Genomic DNA, 21,206 nt, shown 5'->3' on the forward strand with positions numbered 1-21,206 from the left:
CAGTCCAGCTAGAACGTCCGGTGGGTGACCTGCGCCTGTCGTGGCGGGTTCAGCGTAGGTGTTCGCCGTACCCCGTCGGAGGAGCCCGTGTGCCGGGCCCCGGTCACGTATCTGTCGTTAATGCCAATGACTCACAAGGCTCAGGGCGTGTACAGCTCCGCTATCTCGAACTCAATGCTCTGCGAGTGGTCCTGGCCTCCCGAGATGAGCACCTTGCCGTTGAGGAGCAGCGTCGCCGTGTGACTATAGCGAGCCGTGGTCATGGGGCCGACCGCGCTCCATGTGCCCGTGCCCGGGTCGTACACCTCCGCCGTCCGATTGAAAAGTCCCCCCGTGCACCAACACCGTGCCAGCCCCCGCGGCTTTCAGGAGCGGCTTGTTGTTACTCCCCCCTGTCGACTCCTTCATGCGCTGGCTCCAGCGCGCGCTGCCCGTGGTGCCCGCGAGCTTCGTGATGAAGACATTCGGGTTCCACGATGTCGTGGTCGTGAGCATGGTTCCATCGATATCCACCGTGCCAGCGAAGCGCGCCGCCACCAGGACATCGCCCGCTTCATCCACTTCGGTGGCGGAGGCATCGCCATGGCCAACCGAGTCACCGCTCCTGATGAGCCTGAGCCGTTTTAATGGGCATACCTCGTAAATCGGCTAAGAGCCTCTTCCGGTAGGAGTCGAAGCAGACTGTCAGGGAGTTCGGAGCAACCTCAGTCTTCCCAGCGAATTTTGGGAAAGCGATCACCGGATAGCTCTTGGCCCGCTTTCATGGTGGCCAGGCGGCGGGAGAGGTCGTCAGTCAGCCCCTCGCCGTAGAACGTCCGGGGTTCGAACCTTGCTCCCGCATCCATGTAGACCGTGGCGAGGGAGATCCGTGTCGTGTGTGTCTCGTTTGCATAGGCCGAATGCACTGTTCGTGCGTGATGGAACGTACAATCACCAGCACGGAGCGGGAGCGTGACCCGAGGCAGGAACATCAGCTCGGGGTGTGAAGCAAGGTCTTGCGCCTCGTCGACGACCTTCACCCGGTGCGAGCCGGGCCAGAAGCTCATGCACCCGCGTTCCTCGGGGACGTCCACCAGCGCCACCCATGCGGTGAGGGTGACCGGAGCGCCGCTGATGGGGAGCGCGAACTCGTCGATGTGCGGAGGGGTCTCCGTCGAGCCAGTGCTCGCTTTGCGCAGGAGCTCCGACTTGAACAGACGCAGCGACCGGCCGGCAAGCGCTTCGGCGATGCCGGTAATGACGGGATGGAGCGCCAGGCGACGCATGGTCGCGCTCTCGCGCTCCGCGTCCGGGACCCAGTCCATGACCAGCCCCTTTCCCGATGGCCAGTGAAGGGTTTTGTCGCGGGACAGCATCGCCGTGGCCTCTTCGAGAAACCCGGCCGCTTCCGCGGGGGTGAGCACTTGAGGGACCTTCAAAAAGCCCTCCCTCTGGTACTGGGTGATATCGCTGGCTTTCAAATACATCGGGCTCCTCCCGTGACGTTTGGGGCTGCTCATGCGCGGAACGCGTGGGCATTCTCGATCGCCCAGGAGGCGAAGGTGCGGCCAGGACGTCCCGTTACTTGCTCGACGGTAGGAACGACGCTGGCCGCCTGTGCCGGTGGATTTCTGGCCAGCTGGATGCCGAACTCGACGTAATCCTCTGGGTAGCCGTAGGAGCGGAGGCGCTCGCGCTCCTGCTCTTCGCTCAGCGTCTCGAAGGCGATGGGACGGCCCACCGCCGTCGCGATGAACGCGGTTCGTTCCGCGGGGGTGAGCGCCTGCGGACCGCTCAGGGAGTAGCGCTTGCCTTCGTGTCCCTCCTGCGTCAGCGCCACGGCGGCCACCGCCGCGATGTCGGCTTCGTGCACGACCGCGCTAGGCCATGTCGCGAGCATGCGGACGACACCTTCTTCCTTGATGCTCGCCGCCCACTCCAGCGCGTTCGCCATGAACTCGACCGGCTCCAGCCGAGTCCACCCGATGGTGCTTCCTCGGAGCGCTTGCTCAACGGACGTCTCGTCCCAACCTCCCAGGACCGTGGCGTTTCGGACGCCCGACCGCTCGGCGAGCCGGATGAGCTCGTCTCCGTTCGACAGGGATTCACCGTTGTCACCGGTGAAGGTGATCAGATGGACGGCACTCACGCCCGCGAACGCATGCACGAGCGAAGCCGCGTCCGAGAGGTCACCCTGAACGACTTCGATCTCCCGCGGTAGGTTCGCCTGGGCGGGGCGCCGCGACAGCGCGCGAACGCGGTGGCCGGCGGCGGCGAGTTGGTGGACGAGGTGCCGGCCGACGGCTCCGGTCGCGCCGGTGACCAGAATCGTACGGCGAGCTGGGGACGTCTCCTTGGGGATCTCCAACATGGGCGGCTCCAGAATCGGGTTTCGCCGCCTCACCGGGCGGCACCGGGTCTGGTACGACAGCATCGAGACAGAATGTGTCAGTAGCCGGCGTCCGCTCTCGGCGTAGGTCGCTTCAGGGCATCTCTCGGTCCGATTTCCCTTGCGCGAAGTCCGCCTCGAACTCCTCGAACCACTGTCGCGCGAGTTCGACGCGGCGCTCGTGGAAGCGCTGTTCGGTCAGCTCCGCGTGCAGAACGCGCTCCAACTGGAAGTGACGGAACGCGCTGCGTGTACAGCACCACGCCGCGAAGACTTGTCTCGCTTCGAAGTACGCGAGTTGCACCGGGAGAACGACACGTTGCGATATCGCGCCGGCCCGATCCTTGTACTGGATGGAGAGGCCTCGTTCCTCGCGCATCGCGCGCCGGACGAGCTTGAGTAGCGGTTCCGTGCTCGGGTCGGAAGCGCGAGCGACCGGCCACAACCCCGTGTCAGCGATCCGCTCCGCGAGTTCGCCTGGAATCGCCACTCCAAGCTTGGCCAGGGCGTTCGTGGCAGCGGCCGCCAACTCCTTGTCCGGTAGTTGCTCGACCCAGCGTGCTCCCAGCACGACCGCATCCAGCTCTTCCACGGAGAACATCAGCGGTGGCACGAAGAAACCAGGACGGAGGACGTAGCCCAGTCCAGCTTCGCCTCCAATCGGTGCTCCGAGCTTCTGGAGCATCTGAATGTCTCGATACACCGTACGTTGGGAGACGCGGTGCTCCTTGGCGAGCGCCTGCGCCGTCACGGGTTGGCGGCGTCGGCGCAGGGAGTCCATGAGTCCGAAGAGGCGAAGAGTCCTGTCCATGCTGTCACGTGAGCCAAGAGAATCGGAGGTGCACGCCGCACTCCCGCACGGTGTTGCAATCATCCTGATCCGGAGGCGCGGCCAGTTCCACATGGAATCGGGATCCGCGTCGAACGCGGCCTGTGCGGCGGCCCGCGGAGTGCCTCGAGCCGCTCGCGGGGCACCATGGCTCGGGGGAAGGCGCCGTGTGGCCTTTTCCACGGACGCCGCGGGCGCTGCCTTGTGAGGGATGGGGTGGTCTGGGCCATCCTGCGCCCATGCTCAAACTGCACCACCTCGTCAATTCCCGCTCGCATCGCATCCTCTGGCTCCTGGAGGAGCTGGGACTCGACTACGAGCTTGTTACCTACCCTCGCGATCCGAAGACGGGCTTCGCGCCTCCCGAGCTCAAGGCGATCCATCCGCTGGGCAAGTCCCCGCTGCTGGAGGACCGGGGCCGGGTGCTCGCCGAGTCGGGGGCCATCATCGACTACGTGGTGCGCCACCACGGGAAGGGACGGCTGGCGCCCGCGCCGGACTCGGCCGAGTACGACACCTATGTGCAGTGGCTGCACTACGCCGAGGGCTCGGCCATGCTGCCGTTCATCCTCGGCATCTACATGGGACGGCTGGGCGAGGCGGGCGTGCCGCTCAAGCCGCGCATCTCCGGCGAGATGACGAACCACCTGAGCTACATCGCCGGAGCCCTGGAGAAGGGGCCCTACCTGCTGGGCGACGCGTTCAGCGCCGCGGACATCCAGATGAGCTTCGTGTTGGAGGCGGCGCGGCCCTCGGGCCTTTTGGATTCCTTCGCGCCCCTGGGCGCCTACCTGGAGCGATTGCACGCCCGTCCCGCCTTCCAGCGCGCCGTTGCGCGCGGGGGGCCTGTCCAGGTGGGCGGCGCGGGCAAGCGCTGACCGCTGCTGATCTTCGCGCTCAGGCCCAGAGTTCCCGCTCGAGCGCGGACAGGAAGGACGCGGCGACTTCCGGGGTGGGCAGGCCCGCCTGGGCGACGAGGTCCGCGTCGCGCGGCTGGGCGAGCTCCTCGCGCAGCGTCTCCACCGCCTGACGCCGCGCGCGCCGCAGGCTGGCACGCTCCGGCTCCGACAGCCGCTCGTGGGCCCAGCGATCGATGGCCCAGGACAGCTCGGCGTGACGCGTCTCGTCCTCGGCGATGCGCGACATGACGCCGCGGATGTCCTCGTCTCGTGCGTGCAGTGCCTGGTGGTGCGCCACCAGCGCGCCGTATGTCTCGCGCGTGCAGCCCTCCACGGTGTTCTCCAGGGCCACCTCGAACAGGGAGCGCGCGGGCGGCTCCTCCACCTGGAGCCGGGGAGGGAGCGCGCCGAAGCGCCGCGCCAGGCGAGTGCTCTCCTCCGTATGCCGCACCTCGTCCACGGCGCTCGCCAGGGCCGCGTCGCACAGGGCCTCGTTGGCGCCATGCCGGGCGAGCTCCTCGCGCAGCCGGAGGAAGGCCCGGATGGAGGCCGCTTCCAGGTGCGCGGCCTGGGCGAAGTGGCGGCCCAGGGCGCTGTCGCAGTCCACATTCCCGGCGGCGTGCAGTCCGTCGGGCCGGCGGCCCACGCCACAGTTGGGGTCTCTCGGCTTGAGCAACGTGCGACGGACCTCGGTGAGTTCGGCCTTCGCGGTGACCTTCAGGGTGACCTGGTACAGGGAGGATTCTTCCCAGCAGGTGTGTCCTTGGGTGCCGACCACCTGGAAGGAGCCATCCCGAAGGGTCTTCACCGCGCCTTGCTCCAAGGAATCGCAGGTCACGTCGAGCCCGTTGGCGAAGGCGAGCAGCACGGCCTCCGGGGCCGTGTCGATGGACCCGAGGTAGCGCTTGAGCGCTTCGAACGACGTGTACGCGGCCACTTCATCGCCTCGCGTGAGGGCGAGGTAATAAGAGACGCACATGGGTTCGCATCGCTCGCGGAAGCCCCGGGAGGGGTCGAGGTGTTCGAGCGCCGACTTGCATTCCTCCGGGTGCGTGGCTGTCGCGCAGGCGGTGCCCGAGGAGGACGTCGCGGTGTCCTTGAGCTTTTTCCCCCCATGGGGGTAGCGGTCGATGCGCCGCAACTGCACGAAGTCCGAGGGCTCCGCCGGCTTCAGGCCGCTCACCGCGAGACCGTCATCGTCACAGGCGGGCAGGACGTAGCCCGTTGGACCCTTCGCGGGAGTCTTCTTGTCCTGCTTCTGACGGGTTGCTTCACGCGGAGCGGGCGGCTTGTCAGAGGCCGCGGCGATGCCTCCACCTCCCGTGAGGACCAGGGGCGTGACGAGAGAGGCGCGGAGCGTACGGGCGAAGAGCAGTCGCAGTCGGGACGGATGCATGAGGACTCCTGAATGCAGGGGGGCTCCGGAAATGTAGCGCGGATGCATGAGGCGCCACGCGAAACCCAGACGGAGAATGGGATGGCTCAACGGCCCCTCCGCCCTCGTCCTCGCCTTCAACAGGCAGTCCATCCTTCTTATGTTTTGAGATGTCTGCCAGCGCTCACTTGGGTTGGACCCTGGTCCTATTTCGATAGCGCATGCGGCCCGACGGGTCTACCTGATGCGCGCTGAACCTGAAGCTTCACCCAGGCGATATCTCTTCTTCCGCTGTGTTCAAGCCGCCAAAGGATCCCGCATCATGTCACAAACACCCAATACCCAATCCTCCTCCGCCGAAGGACTCGACCTGGTGTTCTGGGACCCCTCGGGGTACAGGTGGAGTGGCTCCGGCGACTGGAACCAGTGGCGCTATATCCCCGACGGACTGGGTGGGGAGATTGGCATCCGATTCGGCGTCAAATCCGGATACGGCACCTTTGATTGGAACAACGGAGGCGTGGCCCCGCACGGTTCAATCAATGACGGCACTGGCGCCGCCTCGTTCGGCAAGAATGAGCAGACGGGCCTGGCGTCCACCCGCGTCAACGCGGTGCGCATGCAGGCGAACAGGCAGTTCACGGGCGCTCAGAACAACTTCACGATCGAACTCGACTTCTCCCGGTACAAGGGCTCGAAGGTCGGGGGCAAGGACGGCGTCGCGGGAGCCAATACGCTCATCGGCGTGAGCGATATCTACGCGGGTCTGACCTATGCCAAGACGGTGGTCACCATCACTGGCACGCTCGCCGACGGCGGCGCCGCGAGCCCGCAGGGCTGGAAACTGCTCAACGGCGGCGCGGCCCCCGTTGTCGCGGGTGGCAATCAGCCCAGCGCGCAATTGAGCCTCACGAACGGCGTGCTGCAGGGCACCAACAAGCCGGCGCCCGGCGGCATGGCCAATTCGATCGACACCGTGATGGGCCTGGTGCGGCTCGACGCGGCTGGCTACAAGACGTTGCACCTGAGCTATGACATCTTCCCGGTGGGCAACAACCGGTCGCCGCGCGTCGAGAATTCGGGTCTGTATGTCGCCTCCGCATTCCCTCGCCAGCCCGCGCATGCCGAGCCGCCCAAGGCCGAGGCACCGCCCTCCAAGCCCACCGTTGTGATCAAGGACAATCCTGGAAAGAAGCCTGGGTCCACCACCAGCTATACCTTCACCGTGAAGAACCCGGACGGCTCGATCGCGGGCAAGGGCTGCTTCACCTATGAGACCCCGGCCGACGGCGGGGAGCCCAAGCTGACCGCGTTCTATTACCACGACAAGATCGTCGGTACGATCAACCAGTCCAATGTCCAGACGTTCTACTTCAACCAGGACGACAAGGATAAGCGCTTCACGTTCGTGACTGGCTCCCCGGCGAAGGGCATCTGCAGCCTGACCGCGGACACCACCCTGCCGGCCCAGCTCACCGGAATCGGCGGCGAAGGCCCACAGAGTTATCTCAACAAGACGATCGACTTTCCCAAGCTGGCCGCGGGGACTTCGGTCACGGAGGAGAGCAGCACCATTCCCGCGGTCGACCTGGTCGTGGTCATCGACTCCAGCGTCTCGATGAAGGACGAGGCCGACGCGCTGAACCAGGCGGTCGGCGCGGCCATCGAGGCGGCCAAGACCAAGTGCCCCTCGGACCTGCGCGTCACGTACCTGGGTATCGAAGGGACGTTCAAGAACACGCGCTTCGACACCACGGTCAAGAACTACCTGGTCGGCACCGCCAAGGCGGACGAGGCCGCGCTGCGGGGGCGCAAGAAGGGCACGGTGTCTGGTGGCGGCGCGCAGGAAGACGGGGCTCGCGCCATCGAGGACGTCGTCACCCACTATGACTGGCGGCCCGGCGCCAAGCGCGCGGTCTTCTTCCTCGGTGACGAGGCGTTCGAGGGCGGCGGCAACGTCGATCAAGAAGACATCGACGTCGCCAACCGCGCCATCGAGGTCGCCAAGAAGGGCGATGTCCGGCTCCATACGTACCTCGGGACGAGCAGCGCGAAGGAGAAGCATCGCAAGGCGCTGGAGGATGAGTTCGCGCGCGCCGCGTCCGAGACCGGCGGCAAGGCGTTCACCGCCAAGGACGCGCTCAACGGCTTCCAGGACCTCCTGGAGAAGGTGATCTGCGGCAGCAAGTCGAGCACGACCACCACGACCGAGTTCTGCTGCTGCCAGGAATACGTGGAGCAGGACGAGGCCGGCGGCCACTAAAGCGCTGAAACTCGCCGCGCGCCTCCTGTCACTCCGGGGGGCGTGACGCGATCGCGACGCAATGGCCTGGGGCGTGGGCCGTAGACGAGGAACCGCGAGGTCGTGCGGATCCTCTCGCTCCAGGGGTCGTCTCCATGTCGTCTTCGATCGTGCATTCCTTCCTCGCGGTCCTCCTACTCGCCATGCCCGCCCTGGCGGAAGACCGGGGAGGCGCCGCGTTGCATGACTCCACCTGCTCCATCAGCGTCAAGAAGGGGGATCTGGTCTCCCGGGGAGTGAAGCTGCTGGTCGAGGGAGACCAGCGGACGCACGACGCGGTGGCGCTGGATGGAGACGTGGTGGTGCGAGCGGGTGCCACGGTGAAGGACGTGGTGGCGATGCGGGGCAACGTCACCGTGGAGGCGGGCGCCCGGGTGCTGGGAAAGGTGGCCGCGCTCGGGGGCGATGTCCAGGTCGCCGAGGGCGCGATCCTCGAAGGAGAGGTGTCCGCCCTGGGTGGACGGGTTCACGCCGCTCCGGGCGCGACGCTGCTCGGCGAGAAGAACGAGCTGTCCCTCCAGGTCAATGGCGAGGATCCCATCCAGCTGTTCATGGGCCAGCTCTTCTCGGGCAAGGGCTTCGCCCACTGCACGCTGCGTATCACCGCGGACTGAGGTGATTCTTACGCCACACGCGCCTCGTGCGGGGAGACGGGCTCGGCTCCGGGGCCCTCCTGGGGCGCCGGCTCGAGCAGTCCGAGCTGGAGCAGGAGCTTGTGCACCTCGGTGTCGGCCCAGTCGTACGCGTAGCCCAGCAGGAAGAGCGCCAGCAGCGTCTGGCCGCGCAAGGCGATGGCTCGGGAGAGCCGCTCCGACGGCGAGGCGGGCAGCAGCCGGCGCAACCACGCGGGGACGCGCTCGAGGAACTTCTCCGGGTGGACGAAGTCCTCCGCCGAGAGATCCGCCTGCTCCTGGCCGCGCAGGAAGGGCAGTTTCCACAGCTGGGGCACGGGGGCCGCCAGCCGCACGATGGCCTTGAGCACCGGCACCCGCACGCCGTGCTCGAGGCGCCAGCGCGCCCGCTCGCCGATGCCCGCCTGCAGGTGCCCCTGGAGCCGCTGGACCCGCTCCGGCGACAGCCAGTGCCAGGGCTTCGTCTGGGAGTAGAACATGTGCCGCGAGAGGTATTCGCGCAGCTCCCGCAGCTCGGGCGTCTCGCGGCGTGTGTCGCCGTCCGTCTCCACCAGCCAGCGCGCGATGCGCGACCGGGAGGCGCCCGCGGACCAGAAGATGGACAGGTCCAGCATGTGCGAGAGCACGAAGAAGCGGCTGTCCGCGATGGCCGCCGTGTACTTCTCGCGGATCATGTTGCGCATGATGTGCCAGTCCTGCCGCGTCGCCTCGTTCACCCGCTCGAGGTACTCCCGGTCCATCCCCTCGCCCCTCAGGTCCTGCTCGACGAGGTTGGCGATGTGCCACGAGCTCACCAGCGCCAGCGAGATGCCCTGGCTGTAGTAGGCGTCCACGATGGAGGCCGCGTCCCCCACCATGCCGTAGCGCCTCGGACTGACGAAGGTGTCGGTCATGTACTGCACGTCGCGGTACATGCGGAACTCGAGCATCCGCTCCTTCGAGAGCACCTTGGCCAGCGGAGGATGGCGATTGAAGAGCGCCCACATCTGGGCTTCGGGCGTCTCTCCCGGCGGTGGCTTGCGCTGGTCGAACGTCGCCCCGACGCTGATGCGCCCCTTGGACAGGCGGATGACCCAGATCCAATAGCCCTCGCCCCACAGGTGGAGGGTATGGAGATCCCGGGAGGTCTGATCCCCGTCGGCGTACGTGTGGACCCACGGCTCGCCGAAGAGGTCGTCGGTGATGCCCTCGAACTGTCCCCAGACGGCCGTCGTCTGGAAGCCGTCGTTGAGTTCGACGGTGTGCTGGCGCTTCTTGGCCAGCAGGCGGTTGCGCCCCGAGCAGTCCAGCACCCACCGCGCCCGCACCGTCCCCTCCTGCCGCGTGGCCTGACAGACCCAGCTCAGCTCGTGGGGCCGGCCCTCCTCCTCCTGGATGACCACGTCGCGGACCTTCACGGTGTCCAGGAAGCGCACGTTGGGGAAGGCCCGGAGGGACTCGCGCATCACGTCCTCGGCCTCCGGCCGGACGATCTGCACGTCCATGAGCGCGGCCCGGAAGTAGCGTTTGTCCTTGGCCTGCTCGTACAGGTAGTGCGGAGGATCCGCGTGGACACCCCACTCGGACGTCGCCTCGAAGCGCTGGGCGTGCTCCAGGCCGTGGGTGAACCACACGCCGTGCTTGGGGAAGCACTCTCCGGCGAATGCATCCAGCCCGCCCACCGTGCGCAGGAAGGGGTTGGTGAAGATGAGGAACGACTCGCCCACCTTGAAGCTGCGTTTCTGTCCCCGCGCGTTGTCGAGGAGGGTGACCTGGAACCCCCGCTTCGCGTATTGCAGGGCGTTGAAGAGGCCGACGATTCCCGCGCCGATGATGGCCACGTCCGCCTCGGTGGTCCGCGACTGTTCCCGTGCAACCTGCTCCATGGCGTGCCCCTTCTCCGCTCGTGATGAGCCGTTTCGTTGGCCGCGCGAGGTTACCGGAATCCCACCCGGCCGCACGAGACACATCCACGGAGGGCGTCAGCGCTCGCTGTCGAGCGCGCTCATCTGGCTGGCGGCGTAGCGGGTGCCGGCGACGGCCTCCGCGGGCACGGCGGCCTCCAGGGCCTGGATGTCCTCCGCGGACAGCGTCACGTCGAGCGCTCCCAGGGACTCGGTGAGCTGCTCGCGCTTGCGCGCGCCGATGACGGGCACGATGTCCTGGCCCCGCGACAGCACCCAGGCCACCGCGAGCTGCGACGCGGTGACGCCCTTGCGCCGTGCCAGCGTGTCGAGCGCCGCGACCAGCCGCTGGTTCTTCTCGCCGTCCTCTCCCGTGAAGCGGGGCAGGTGGGAGCGGAAGTCCTTGGGGCCCTGGGGCTTGGAGCCACTGAGCAGCCCGCGCGACAGCACGCCGTACGCCGTCACGCCGATGCCCAGCTCCCTCAGGGTGGGGAGGATCTTCGCCTCGATGCCGCGGCTCACCAGCGAGTATTCGAGCTGCACGTCGACGATGGGGTGCACCGCGTGGGCGCGGCGGATGGTGTCCTCGCCCACCTCGGACAGGCCGATGGCGCGCACGTAGCCCGCCTTCACCAAGTCGGCGATGGCGCCGAGGGTGTCCTCGATGGGGACGGCCGGGTCGAGCCGCGACGGCCGGTAGATGTCGATGTGGTCCACGCCCAGGCGGTTGAGCGTGTAGGCGAGCGCGCTCTTCACCGCCACGGGGCGCGAGTCGTAGCCCAGCCACGCCCCATCCGGCCCGCGCAACGCGCCGAACTTCACGGAGATGAGCGCCTGGTCGCGCCGTCCCTGGAGCGCCCGGCCGAGCAGCAGCTCGTTGTGGCCCATGCCGTAGAAGTCACCGGTGTCGAAGAGCGTGACGCCGCGCTCGAGCGCCGCGTGGATGGTGGCGATGCTCTCGGCCTCGCTCGCGGGCCCGTACATGCCGGACATGCCCATGCAGCCGAGCGAGAGGGGGAAGACTTCCGGGCCGGTGCGGCCGAGGCGGCGAAGGGGGTGGTCGTTCATGGTGTGCTCCAGGGGGCTGCGAGATGGGAGAGATGTACTGTTCGCCTTCGCCGGGATAAATCCTCGACATCCGAACGCATTGTTCAGGGGAAACGAATGAACCGGCTCGAGGCGATGGAGCTGTTCCTCCGGGTGGCGGAGACGGGCTCGTTCACCGAGGCGGCCCGGCAACTGGGCCTGCCCAAGGCGAGTGCCACCACCCGGGTGCAGGCGCTCGAGGCGCGCCTGGGCGTGAAGCTCCTGCACCGCACCACGCGCCGGGTGTCGCTCACCCCGGAGGGCGCGCACTACCTCGAGGAGTGCGGCCGGCTGCTGCGCGAGCTCGAGGAGCTGGAGGGCTCGCTCGGCCAGGACCGCGCGAGCGCCAAGGGGCGGCTGCGCGTCGACGTGCCCACCTCGATGGGCCGGCATGTCCTCGCGCCCCGGCTGGGGGACTTCATCGAGCGCTACCCGGGCATCACGCTCGAGCTGGGCTGCACCGACCGGGTCGTGGACCTGGTGGCCGAGGGCATCGACTGCGTCATCCGGGGCGGCGAGGTGCATGACCCGAGCCTCGTGGCCCGGAAGATGGGGGAGACGCCCGTCATCACCTGCGCGGCGCCGGGCTACCTGCGGCGCCATGGCCCGCCGCGCTCACCCGAGGAGCTGGAGGGACATGTCTTCGTGAACTTCATCTCCCGGCGGACCGGCAAGGCGTTCGAGGTCGATTTCCAGCGGGGAGACCAGACCTTCGTGTTGCACCTGCCGCATCGCGTGGCGACCAACGATGCTGGGATTTCCCTGGCCCTGGCGGTCGCGGGCCAGGGGCTGCTGCAGGTGCCGGCCTCGGCCCCCGTGCGGCAACTCCTGGCGGACGGACAGCTCCAGCGGGTGTTGCCGGACTGGAGCGCGCCGCCGCTGCCCTTCTTCGTCATGTACGCGCCCACCCGGCGGCTGCCCACGCGGGTGCGCGTCTTCGTGGATTGGATCGTCGAGGTGTTCCGCGAGGAGTTCGCCGAGGCACACGCCTTCGTGGCCACGTCCCCCGCCACGCCGTGATTTGCGTCCGTACTGTAATAGTTTGACTAAATGGTAAAGCCTGCTTAAGTGGTGCTGCTTCGGGACGTTGGAGGTCCCGGGACATCCTCGAGAAGGGGTCTCCAGATGCAGCACTTGCGCGCTTGGGTTTGCCTCACCCTGCTGGGCCTGATGGGCACTGGCTGTGGAGGGGCCATCGATGAGAGTGACGCCGCGTCCTTCGGCGAGGCGTCCGCCGCCGCCACCGCGGCCATCTGCGGAGATGGCAACCGGAGCGCGGGTGAGGGGTGTGACGACGGGAACGTGAAGAATGGCGATGGCTGCAACAGCCAGTGCCAGGTCGAGGAGGGCTACGCGTGCGTGGACTCCAACTTCTCCCTGGACTTCACGGACCATTGGAAGGGCAGCGCTCCGAATCCCAACTGGACCATCAGCGCGGACAAGCTGACGGTGCGCCAGAGCACCAACTCCGATCCGACCATCTACATGAGCACGCTCCCGGCGGCGGGGACGACGCTGTCGTTCGAGCTGGCGGTGGAGACCACCGACGACGATGACTTCATCGGCTGGGTGGTGGGGTTCGAGCGGGGGGACGTCACCAATCCCAACGCCGACTTCATGTTGTTCGACTGGAAGCAGGCCAACCAGACCCTCGACTCCGGGGAAGTGGGCAAGGTGGGCATGGCCCTGAGCCGGGTGAAGGGCATCATCGCCCCCAAGGGTCATGACGGGCTCGGGAACTTCTGGCCGCACACGGGCGGCATCACCGAGCTGGCGCGGGCGAAGACCCTGGGGTCCGCAGGCTGGCAGGACAAGCGGACCTACCTGGTGACCATGGCCTACACGCCCTCAAACATCCGCGTCTGGGTGGATGGCGTGCTCCAGTTCGACATCTCGGGCTCCTTCCCCATCGGCAAGTTCGGCTTCTACACCAGCTCCCAGCCGCACGGCCGGTTCACGCTGGTCAGCCCCGTCAACAACAGCACCTGTGGTCTGGACCCGAGCGCGGATCCCGATGACGACGGCGTGCCCTCCAAGGACGACCCCGAGCCGTTCGATCCCGGCATCTGTGGGGACGCGAACCTCGATGGCCGCGACGACTGCGCGCCCGTGCCGCCGGAGGAGCCCTCGGGCGGATGGACGATGACGGGGAACATGGCGCTGCCGAGGCTGCAGCACACGGCGACGCTGCTGGACGACGGGAGGGTGCTGGTGGCCGGAGGCTTCAACGTGTCCGCGGAGCTGTATGACGAGCAGACGGGGGAGTGGACGGCCACGGGCAGCACGCTCACCACCCACCGGGGCCACACGGCGACGAAGCTGCCCAACGGCCAGGTGCTGATTGTGGGCGGAGGCGAGTGCCCGATTACCCGAATCACCGCGGAGCTGTACGTGCCGTCGGCGGGCCGGTGGAAGGGGGCGCGCAACACGCTGCAGCAGCGCTACCACCACACGGCGACGCTGCTGGGCAACGGCAAGGTGCTCGTCGTTGGAGGAGACGGCAGCGAGTACGGAGAGGACGCGCTGGCCACGGCCGAGGTGTACGACATCGCGAGCGACAGCTGGACGTACACCGGCTCGCTGTCCCAGGCGAGAGCCCACCACACGGCCACGACGCTGCCGGACGGCAAGGTGCTGGTGACGGGAGGCTTCAATGCCTCGGGCACGGCGCTGGCCACGGCCGAGGTGTATGACCCGGCGACGGGCCGCTTCTCCTTCGTGGGGGACATGAAGCTGGGACGCGGCTACCACACGGCCACGGCGCTGGCGGGAGGCAAGGTGCTGGTGACGGGCGGGGCGGGAATCGACCCGGCCCAGAGCGCGTCGGCGGAGCTGTACGACGCGGCGACGGGCACCTGGAGCTTCACCGGGAGCATGAAGCAGCCGCGGCGCTCGCACACGGCGACGCTGCTGCCCAACGGCAAGGTGCTGGTGGCGGGTGGCTACCACCAGGCCACGGGGATTCAGACGGCGTCGGACGTGTATGACCCGGCCACTGGCACCTGGAGCGAGACGTTCGCGATGAACGTGGACCGCTACGGCCAGACGGCCACGCTGCTGCCCAACGGCACGGTGCTCGCCGCCGGCGGTGTCAGCAACCACGACCAGTCCTCCAGCGAGTTCTACACGCCGTGACATGACGCGGTGGGCGCCCGACGGGCGTTCGTCTCGGGTTGTACCCTCGGGCACCTCGACCGTTCGTCGGGGTGCCGTGAACGGGTAGGATGGGCGAATGCATCAGGATTTGAATCGGGCCGCCGACGTCCTCCGCTCCGCCAAGGCGCTCCTCGTCGGGGCCGGGGCGGGCATGGGCGTGGACTCGGGACTGCCCGACTTCCGTGGCACCGAGGGCTTCTGGAAGGCCTATCCCGCGTACGCGAAGCTCGGACTCGACTTCGCGTCCATGGCCAATCCCCACTGGTTCGAGAAGGATCCCGCCTTCGCCTGGGGCTTCTACGGCCACCGGCTCGAGCTGTACCGGGCGACAGCGCCCCACGCGGGCTTCACGCTCCTGCGCGACTGGGCCGAGCGCATGCCCCATGGCGCCTTCGTCTTCACCTCCAACGTCGACGGCCACTTCCAGAAGGCGGGCTTTCCCGAGGAGCGCGTCCTGGAAGCGCACGGCTCCATCCACCACACGCAGTGTCTGGGACCTTGTGAGGAGCTGGGCTCCGCCGCGCCCTATACCGTGAGCGTGGATGCGGAGAGCTTCCGCGCGCGGGAGCCCCTGCCGGCCTGTCCCCGGTGTGGCTCGCTCGTGCGGCCCAACATCCTCATGTTCGGGGATGGGTGGTGGGACGACTCGCGCAGCCAGGTGCAGGAGGGGCGGCTCGAGCGGTGGTTGTCCACGGTGGAGCCCGGCTCGCTGGCGGTGGTGGAGTGTGGCGCGGGCACGGCCATCCCCTCGGTGCGGCGCTTCTGCGAGCACGCGGCGGCCCGGCTGGGCACGCTCATCCGCATCAACGTGCGCGAGTCCGAGGTGCCCCGGGGCGCCATCGGTCTGCCCATGACGGCCCTGGAGGCCCTGAGCGCCATCGACGCGCGGCTCAGGTGAGGGACGGCTCGGCGCGCACCTTCACGTCCGCCCGGGGCACGCCCAGCGCCAGTCCCGCCGCGCACAGGCGGATGAGGACGATCCACACCAGGTCCGCGAGCAGCAGGTGCACGAGCTGCATCCACACGGGCGCGAGCAGCACCACGTTCACCGTGCCCGCGAGCAGTTGCAGTCCATAGAGCACCCCGAGTTGCAGGGCCCCGCGCCGCACCGCGGGCGAGGGCCGCAGCCGGGCCACCATGGCCGCGGAGAACACCACGCCCGCGCCGACGAGGACCGCGAGCACCGGGTGCAGCACCCTCAGGCGCAGGAGCAGGTGCGCCGTGGGGGAAACGTCCTGGCTCAAGCCGTGCGCGAGGCTGGTGGCGGGAAAGAGCGTATCGCCCAGCGCCGCGATGGCGCCGCTCACGCCCAGCACCAGCAGGCCCGCGAGGCTTCCCAGCAACAGGCCGCCCGTGAGCCCCTGGCGCCGCCAGGACAGCCGCTCGCGTCCTTCCGCCCACCAGGCCGTCAGGGCGATGGCGCCCACCAGCAGGAAGGTGTTGAGCAGGTGCGCCGCCATCCAGAAGGCCCGGGCGATGGACTCGTTGCCGGCCACCATCTTGAAGAGCACCAGCCCCGCGCCCACCGCCGCCTCCGTCAGCATGAAGACGAGCGAGAAGACCGCGGGCTTGCGCACCGGGTGGCCCTTGGCATGCGCCCGGAGTCCCCAGACGCACAGCACCACCGCGAACACCAACGCGAGCCCGCTCGTCAGCCGGTGGGTGTATTCGATGAGCGTCTGCAGGTTGGGCGCGCGCGGCACCACCTCGCCGTTGCACACGGGCCAGTGGTCCCCACACCCGGCCCCGGAGCCCGTGGCGCGCACGAAGGCGCCCCACAGCACCACGGCCAGCGTGTAGGCGAGGGTGAACCAGCTGAAGACGCGGTAGGCACGGGAGGACTTGGTGGCGCTCATCGGCGCCTCTCTCCCTAACTCACTTCGCTCCGGCTTGCCCTGCCGCTCTCGTCCGCCCGCCCCTGGCCGCCTTCTCGCGGGTCATCCGACCGATTCGACAGTGTTATTGGAAAATTTTATTTGCCTCGGAATGTGGTCGAGGGTTAGGGTGCTGGCCATCGACGGATTTCACGAGCTGGACGCTTCGGCGTTCGGAGCGCCCGTGGGTCGAGGACCCCCCCAACTCGGCCCGCGGGCGTTTTTTTTGGAGGCATTCGTGGGCAGGATGAGCCGTACGGGAGACTCCCATGGCTCCAACACACCCTCCTCCGCCCGATTCTCCTCTGCAGAAGCACCTGCGGCGCATGATGGAAGCGCTCGCCGAGGGGCATAAGCACCACGCCCGGTGGATGGAGCAGTGGGAGCGCTACGAGGCCCGGGAGCGTGAGCGGTGGGCACGGGCCTCGCGGAGGGATTGGGAAGCGAAGGCGGAGCAGCGGGCCCGGGACTGGGAGGAGAAGGCGGAGCGGCAGGCCCGGGACTTCGAGGCGTGGGCGGAGCAGCGGGCCGGGGACGTGGAGCGGTGGGTGCAGCACCAGGCGCACGGGGTGGAGCAATGGGCGCGGCGCAACGCACCCAAGGTGGAGAAGTGGGCCGATCGCGTGGAGCGCAAGCAGCGCCGCAAGGAGTTGCGGCGCGAGCGGCGCGAGGCTCGCCGGGAGCGCGAGCGGGTCCGGAAGGAGCGGCTGCGCGAGGCAGCCCGGGCCAACCCCTTCCAGGGGTGGGTGTTCGCGATGGCCGCGCTGGTGATGCTGGGGATGGCCGTCTTCTCCCCGCACTGGTGGCTCATCTTCGTGGCGCTCGGGCTGGGCTCGTCGGCGGCGGGCATTCTCGGCCGTGCGCGGGAGCGGGAGCGGGCCTGGCTGGAGGCCTCGGCGCCCCGTGAGGCCCTGGAGAGCGGCGAGGGCTCGAGGCACGAGGCGCCCCACGAGGTGCCGCGCGAGGCCGAGGATCCCCGCGGGGCGCGGGTGGACGCGCTGTGTGACAAGCTGCTCGCGGAGCTGCGCGCGGGCCCGGCCATCCTGCGGGACGTGGTGCACCAGCCGGAGCAGACGGTGGAGGGGCTGCGCAAGAGCTGCCATGAGCTGGCGCGGCGGGAGCGGGAGCTGCGCGCGCTGAGCCCGCCCGAGGAGGAGCGCCGGTTGGAGGAGGAGCGCGCGCGGCTGTCCGCGCGGGTGGCGTCCGAGGGGGACGCGGTGGTGAAGGAGCGGCTGGAGAACGCGCTCCGGCTGCTCGACGAGCAGCGGAGGCAGCGCGCGGAGCTGGCCACGTCGGCCTCTCGGCTGGAGGCCGAGCACATGCGCCTGTACTACACGCTGGAGAGCCTCTACACGCAGGTGCTGCGGGTGCGCTCGGCGGACGCGGCGAACGTGGACGTGGCGGGCGCGGGCCTGCGCCAGAGCGTGGAGCAGCTGGGCCTGGAGATGGAGGCGGTGGCCAGCGCCGTGGAGGAGGTCAACAGCGACGGGGCCGGCCCCTCGCGGAGCCGCGTCCCCACGCGTTGACGCCCGGCCTACTCGTTGGCCCGTGACGGGGCGGGGGCGCGGGGCGGCGCCGTCACGCGCACCGTCTTGATGTTGAGGAACTCGAGCAGGCCGTGGCGCGCGAGCTCCCGGCCGTGGCCCGAGTGCTTCACCCCGCCGAAGGGCAGCCGGGGGTCGCTCGCCACCATGCCGTTGACGCACACCGTGCCCGCGTCCAGCCCGTCGATGAAGCGCTCCCGCTCCGCCTCGTCCCGCGTCCACACCGTGGCGCCCAGCCCGTAGGGCGTGTCGTTGGCGATGCGCAGCGCGTCCTCGGTGTCCTTCGCCCGGAAGAGCACGGCCACCGGGCCGAACAGCTCCTCGCGGTGCGCGGGACTGCCCGGAGGCGGTTGGGCCAGCACCGTGGCCGGATACCAGAAGCCAGGCCCCTCGGGCTTCTGTCCTCCGAGCAGCAGCCGGGCGCCCGCGGCCACGCTCCTCGTCACCTGCTCGTGCAGGCCGTCGCGGATGTGCGCCAGGGCGAGCGGCCCCAGCTCCGTGCCGGGCGCGTACGGGTCTCCCACCACCACGCGCCGCATGCGCTCGACGAAGCGGCGCTCGAACTCGGCGTAGAGGGGCTCGGGGGCGATGAAGCGCTTGGCCGCGATGCAGGACTGCCCGTTGTTGATGAGCCGCGCCTTCACCGCCGCGTCCACCGCCGCGTCCAGGTCCGCGCTCGGCAGCACCACGAAGGGATCGCTCCCGCCCAGCTCCAGCACCACCTTCTTGAGCTGCCCGCCCGCCCGTGCCCCCACGTCCCGGCCCGCCCCCTCGCTCCCGGTGAGCGTCACCGCCTTGATGCGGGAATCCTCGATGAGCCGGCGCACGCCCTCCACTTCCACGAACAGCGCCTGGAAGGCCCCCGGGGGAAAGCCCGCCCGCAGGAACAACTCCTCCAGGGCGAGCGCGCAGCCGGGCACGCTCGGGGCGTGTTTGAGCAGCCCCACGTTGCCGGCCATGAGCGCCGGAGCGGCGAAGCGCACCACCTGCCAGAAGGGGAAGTTCCACGGCATGATGGCCAGCACGGGCCCGAGCGGCTGGTAGCGCACGAAGCCCGTGTCCGGCGTCAGGTCCACGGCCTCATCCGCCAGGAAGCGCTCGGCGTGCTCGGCGTAGTAGCGGCAGGTGGCGGCGCACTTCTGGGCCTCGGCGCGCGCGGCCGCGAGCGGCTTGCCCATCTCCCGCGTCATCAGCCGCCCGTGGGCCTCCGCCTCCTCCTCCAGCAACTCGCCCGCCCGCTTCATCCACCGGGCGCGCTCGGCGAACGAGGTGTCGCGCAGCGCGCGAAACGTTTCCTCGGCGCGCATAAGCCTCGTCTCCACGTGCTCTTGGGAATGGGGGGCGTGGGTGCTCAGGGTCTGGCCCGTGCGGGGATCCACGGTGGCGAAGGGCATGGCGTCTCCTTCTCGGCTCCTTCTCGGGGAGCCCTGGAATCTGGACCCGGCGTTCAGAACGGACAAGCGGCGTCGGCCCTCGCGGGTGTCGCCCAGTCCTGGACCCGGCGACCGGGCTCCGGCTTTTTCCGGAAATACACGGGTCTTCCTGTTTGTCCGTGGATTCGGGTTGGTGTATCATTCCTGAAGTGCGGTGTTTCAATTTTGAACCGTTAAACCGGTTCCCTCTGAAAATCAGGCTTTCTATTGTTTAGTGAGAACGTCCTGTTTCACTCCTGACGGTCAGGTGTCAGGCATTTCCCTGTGATTTCAAGGGGTTGGGGAGTTGGCTCGAATCCTGCTCTGTTCTTGTGCGACTGGAACGGGAGCTTGGCAGTAGGCTTGCTTCATCATTTCAGAAGTAATTTTTCTTGAGGATTTCATGCGCTTCAACCTTCGCCACATCCTGCCCCTCGCCCTGATGACGTTTGGATGCGGTGCCGAGACCTCCTTCTCCGAGGCGCCCGTCGAGGCGGCCGAGATCGGGGTCCACCAGCAGTCGATGCTCCAGGTCACCGCGTGCGCGGATTGCCTGTCGAGCACCCCCGGAGCCCGCTTCCTGACGGGCTTCGATCGCGAGTGGATCAAGGGGGACGTCTACCACTACAGCCTGCGGCTGCAGGTGGGCCCGGGCGCGCATGACGTGGTGGTGCTGCACCGGGTGGTGCGCGAGTGGCTGCCCTGGTTCCCGGTGCCCTCGTCCGACGCGGCCTTCCTGGTGCACGGCGACGCGTGGGACTTCCGTGGCGCGTTCATGTCCAGCACGCTGACGAGCGATTCCAAGGATGACTCGGTCGCGGTGTATCTGGCGGGCAAGGGCGTGGACGTGTGGGGCATCGACCTGCGCTGGACGCAGGTGCCGGCGGCCACGCAGGACTTCACCTTCATGAAGAACTGGAACCTGGGGACGCACGCCCAGGACGTGGGCTCGGGTCTGTCGGTGGCGCGCTCGATGCGCCTTTTGACGGGCAGCGGTGGTGCCCCCATGCACCTGCTGGGCTGGAGCCGCGGCGCGCAGGTGGGCTACGCCTATATGAACACGGAGGCGCGGCTGCCCAAGCCGCAGCGCAACGTGAGCGGCTTCATCCCGGTGGACATGGCGGTGAAGTTCGGCCCCGAGGCGGCCCAGCAGCGCGAGTGGGCCTGCACGCGCGCCCAGATGGGTGAGCAGTTCCTGGCCCAGGGGCGCTACGAGGGGAGCCTGTCGGGCCCGGGCGCGGGCGTCACCATCATGTCGGTGGGGGAGGCGGCCATCGCCATGCCGGACGTCACCGCTCCGGCGCCGCTGCCGGCGCTGCCCTTCCGCGACCTGGGCCGCGCCGTGGGCGCCGCCACCTTCTCCTTCCTCACCGACGCGGCCAACAACGTCAACCCCTCCGTGCCCTTCTACCACTTCGCCGCCGGGAGCTTCGACGCGAGCGGCTCGCTCACCGGGCTGCGGTACGTGGGGGACCGGCGGTTCTTCGACTTCCTGAGCTCGGCGCATCCCTACCAGAGCTTCACGGAGATGGTGGAGGGGGACCAGCTGCTGTGCGGCAAGAAGAACCTGCCCTACGACGACTTCCTCAAGGACGTGAAGGTGCCGGTGCTCTACGTGGGCGCGGAGGGCGGCTTCGGCGCCTATGGGGTGTACGCGGCCAAGAACCTGCTGGGCAGCCAGGACGTGACGGCGCTGCTGGTGAAGAATGAGTCGGGGCGCCCGGCGGAGTTCGGCCACGCGGACCTGTGGCTGGCGGACGATGCGGCCAAGCGGGTGTGGGAGCCCATCTACAATTGGATGAAGCGCCACTGAGCGGCCTTCGCGGCGCTGGACGCGGACATAGAT

Annotated in this window: 17 protein-coding genes and 1 pseudogene; 8 read left to right on the forward strand and 10 right to left on the reverse strand. The window is 68.5% G+C overall.

Going from position 1 to position 21,206, the window contains the following annotated elements; all coding sequences use genetic code 11:
• Positions 1–140 precede the first annotated feature (140 nt).
• The 5 genes and pseudogenes from MEBOL_RS44250 to MEBOL_RS20570 form a co-directional block, all read right to left on the reverse strand.
• A complete protein-coding gene (locus MEBOL_RS44250) occupies positions 141–263 on the reverse strand; it encodes a hypothetical protein (RefSeq protein WP_483869362.1) in 123 nt (40 codons plus the stop codon).
• Between the two features lie 6 nt (positions 264–269).
• A pseudogene (locus tag MEBOL_RS44255) lies at positions 270–353 on the reverse strand (hypothetical protein); the annotation flags it as partial.
• 351 nt (positions 354–704) lie between these two features.
• Positions 705–1,466 (reverse strand): phytanoyl-CoA dioxygenase family protein, encoded by a 762-nt coding sequence (locus MEBOL_RS20560; RefSeq protein ID WP_157775300.1) that lies wholly within the window; start codon positions 1,464–1,466, stop codon positions 705–707.
• A 29-nt stretch (positions 1,467–1,495) separates the two neighbouring features.
• Positions 1,496–2,350 carry an NAD(P)H-binding protein gene (locus tag MEBOL_RS20565; protein ID WP_095979038.1) on the reverse strand — a complete coding sequence of 285 codons (855 nt, stop codon included), beginning with the start codon at positions 2,348–2,350 and terminating at the stop codon, positions 1,496–1,498.
• A gap of 112 nt (positions 2,351–2,462) precedes the next feature.
• Positions 2,463–3,179, reverse strand: a complete 717-nt coding sequence (locus MEBOL_RS20570) for a helix-turn-helix transcriptional regulator (protein WP_095979039.1) — start codon at positions 3,177–3,179, stop codon at positions 2,463–2,465.
• A 257-nt stretch (positions 3,180–3,436) separates the two neighbouring features.
• On the opposite strand from MEBOL_RS20570, the gene MEBOL_RS20575 reads away from it, so the two are divergent.
• Positions 3,437–4,075 (forward strand): glutathione S-transferase family protein, encoded by a 639-nt coding sequence (locus tag MEBOL_RS20575; RefSeq protein ID WP_095979040.1) that lies wholly within the window; start codon positions 3,437–3,439, stop codon positions 4,073–4,075.
• Positions 4,076–4,094: 19 nt separating this feature from the next.
• Here MEBOL_RS20575 and MEBOL_RS20580 read toward each other — a convergent pair whose 3' ends face one another.
• Entirely contained in the window at positions 4,095–5,492 is a 1,398-nt protein-coding gene (locus tag MEBOL_RS20580; protein WP_095979041.1) for a ferritin-like domain-containing protein, read from the reverse strand.
• A gap of 301 nt (positions 5,493–5,793) precedes the next feature.
• Between MEBOL_RS20580 and MEBOL_RS20585 the strand changes: the two genes are divergently transcribed.
• Positions 5,794–7,734, forward strand: coding sequence for a vWA domain-containing protein (locus MEBOL_RS20585; RefSeq protein ID WP_095979042.1), 1,941 nt, complete (start codon positions 5,794–5,796; stop codon positions 7,732–7,734).
• 134 nt (positions 7,735–7,868) lie between these two features.
• Entirely contained in the window at positions 7,869–8,387 is a 519-nt protein-coding gene (locus tag MEBOL_RS20590) for a bactofilin family protein (protein ID WP_095979043.1), read from the forward strand.
• Positions 8,388–8,395: 8 nt separating this feature from the next.
• Here MEBOL_RS20590 and MEBOL_RS20595 read toward each other — a convergent pair whose 3' ends face one another.
• Positions 8,396–10,270 carry an NAD(P)/FAD-dependent oxidoreductase gene (locus tag MEBOL_RS20595; RefSeq protein WP_095979044.1) on the reverse strand — a complete coding sequence of 625 codons (1,875 nt, stop codon included), beginning with the start codon at positions 10,268–10,270 and terminating at the stop codon, positions 8,396–8,398.
• A 96-nt stretch (positions 10,271–10,366) separates the two neighbouring features.
• Positions 10,367–11,356, reverse strand: a complete 990-nt coding sequence (locus MEBOL_RS20600) for an aldo/keto reductase (protein ID WP_095979045.1) — start codon at positions 11,354–11,356, stop codon at positions 10,367–10,369.
• Between the two features lie 96 nt (positions 11,357–11,452).
• On the opposite strand from MEBOL_RS20600, the gene MEBOL_RS20605 reads away from it, so the two are divergent.
• From MEBOL_RS20605 to MEBOL_RS20615, 3 genes are all read left to right on the forward strand, one after another.
• Positions 11,453–12,394, forward strand: a complete 942-nt coding sequence (locus tag MEBOL_RS20605; RefSeq protein WP_095979046.1) for a LysR family transcriptional regulator — start codon at positions 11,453–11,455, stop codon at positions 12,392–12,394.
• A gap of 114 nt (positions 12,395–12,508) precedes the next feature.
• The gene (locus MEBOL_RS20610) at positions 12,509–14,509 is read left to right on the forward strand and encodes a Kelch repeat-containing protein (protein ID WP_179956434.1); all 2,001 of its coding nucleotides are present in this window, start codon (positions 12,509–12,511) and stop codon (positions 14,507–14,509) included.
• 97 nt (positions 14,510–14,606) lie between these two features.
• Positions 14,607–15,428: an SIR2 family NAD-dependent protein deacylase gene (locus MEBOL_RS20615; RefSeq protein WP_095979048.1), complete on the forward strand. Its 822-nt coding sequence runs from the start codon at positions 14,607–14,609 to the stop codon at positions 15,426–15,428.
• On the opposite strand, the gene MEBOL_RS20620 is transcribed toward MEBOL_RS20615, so the two are convergent.
• Positions 15,421–16,386: a COX15/CtaA family protein gene (locus MEBOL_RS20620; protein WP_095979049.1), complete on the reverse strand. Its 966-nt coding sequence runs from the start codon at positions 16,384–16,386 to the stop codon at positions 15,421–15,423. The two genes, MEBOL_RS20615 and MEBOL_RS20620, sit on opposite strands and share 8 nt — an antisense overlap.
• Positions 16,387–16,673: 287 nt before the next feature.
• Between MEBOL_RS20620 and MEBOL_RS20625 the strand changes: the two genes are divergently transcribed.
• The gene (locus MEBOL_RS20625; RefSeq protein WP_095979050.1) at positions 16,674–17,930 is read left to right on the forward strand and encodes a hypothetical protein; all 1,257 of its coding nucleotides are present in this window, start codon (positions 16,674–16,676) and stop codon (positions 17,928–17,930) included.
• Positions 17,931–17,938: 8 nt separating this feature from the next.
• Here MEBOL_RS20625 and MEBOL_RS20630 read toward each other — a convergent pair whose 3' ends face one another.
• Positions 17,939–19,342, reverse strand: a complete 1,404-nt coding sequence (locus MEBOL_RS20630; RefSeq protein WP_095979051.1) for an NAD-dependent succinate-semialdehyde dehydrogenase — start codon at positions 19,340–19,342, stop codon at positions 17,939–17,941.
• Between the two features lie 421 nt (positions 19,343–19,763).
• Here MEBOL_RS20630 and MEBOL_RS20635 point away from each other — a divergent pair, with 421 nt between their 5' ends.
• Positions 19,764–21,173, forward strand: a complete 1,410-nt coding sequence (locus tag MEBOL_RS20635) for a hypothetical protein (RefSeq protein ID WP_245919962.1) — start codon at positions 19,764–19,766, stop codon at positions 21,171–21,173.
• Positions 21,174–21,206: the final 33 nt, after the last annotated feature.

The sequence above is a fragment of the Melittangium boletus DSM 14713 genome (assembly GCF_002305855.1).
Classification (GTDB): Bacteria; Myxococcota; Myxococcia; order Myxococcales; family Myxococcaceae; genus Cystobacter; species Cystobacter boletus.

Coding starts and splice junctions, on each gene's coding strand:
- MEBOL_RS44250 (WP_483869362.1), bottom strand. CDS start 263: ATGACCACGGCTCGCTATAGTCACACGGCGACGCTGCTCCTCAACGGC.
- MEBOL_RS20560 (WP_157775300.1), bottom strand. CDS start 1,466: ATGTATTTGAAAGCCAGCGATATCACCCAGTACCAGAGGGAGGGCTTT.
- MEBOL_RS20565 (WP_095979038.1), bottom strand. CDS start 2,350: ATGTTGGAGATCCCCAAGGAGACGTCCCCAGCTCGCCGTACGATTCTG.
- MEBOL_RS20570 (WP_095979039.1), bottom strand. CDS start 3,179: ATGGACAGGACTCTTCGCCTCTTCGGACTCATGGACTCCCTGCGCCGA.
- MEBOL_RS20575 (WP_095979040.1), top strand. CDS start 3,437: ATGCTCAAACTGCACCACCTCGTCAATTCCCGCTCGCATCGCATCCTC.
- MEBOL_RS20580 (WP_095979041.1), bottom strand. CDS start 5,492: ATGCATCCGTCCCGACTGCGACTGCTCTTCGCCCGTACGCTCCGCGCC.
- MEBOL_RS20585 (WP_095979042.1), top strand. CDS start 5,794: ATGTCACAAACACCCAATACCCAATCCTCCTCCGCCGAAGGACTCGAC.
- MEBOL_RS20590 (WP_095979043.1), top strand. CDS start 7,869: ATGTCGTCTTCGATCGTGCATTCCTTCCTCGCGGTCCTCCTACTCGCC.
- MEBOL_RS20595 (WP_095979044.1), bottom strand. CDS start 10,270: ATGGAGCAGGTTGCACGGGAACAGTCGCGGACCACCGAGGCGGACGTG.
- MEBOL_RS20600 (WP_095979045.1), bottom strand. CDS start 11,356: ATGAACGACCACCCCCTTCGCCGCCTCGGCCGCACCGGCCCGGAAGTC.
- MEBOL_RS20605 (WP_095979046.1), top strand. CDS start 11,453: ATGAACCGGCTCGAGGCGATGGAGCTGTTCCTCCGGGTGGCGGAGACG.
- MEBOL_RS20615 (WP_095979048.1), top strand. CDS start 14,607: ATGCATCAGGATTTGAATCGGGCCGCCGACGTCCTCCGCTCCGCCAAG.
- MEBOL_RS20620 (WP_095979049.1), bottom strand. CDS start 16,386: ATGAGCGCCACCAAGTCCTCCCGTGCCTACCGCGTCTTCAGCTGGTTC.
- MEBOL_RS20625 (WP_095979050.1), top strand. CDS start 16,674: ATGGCTCCAACACACCCTCCTCCGCCCGATTCTCCTCTGCAGAAGCAC.
- MEBOL_RS20630 (WP_095979051.1), bottom strand. CDS start 19,342: ATGCCCTTCGCCACCGTGGATCCCCGCACGGGCCAGACCCTGAGCACC.
- MEBOL_RS20635 (WP_245919962.1), top strand. CDS start 19,764: ATGCGCTTCAACCTTCGCCACATCCTGCCCCTCGCCCTGATGACGTTT.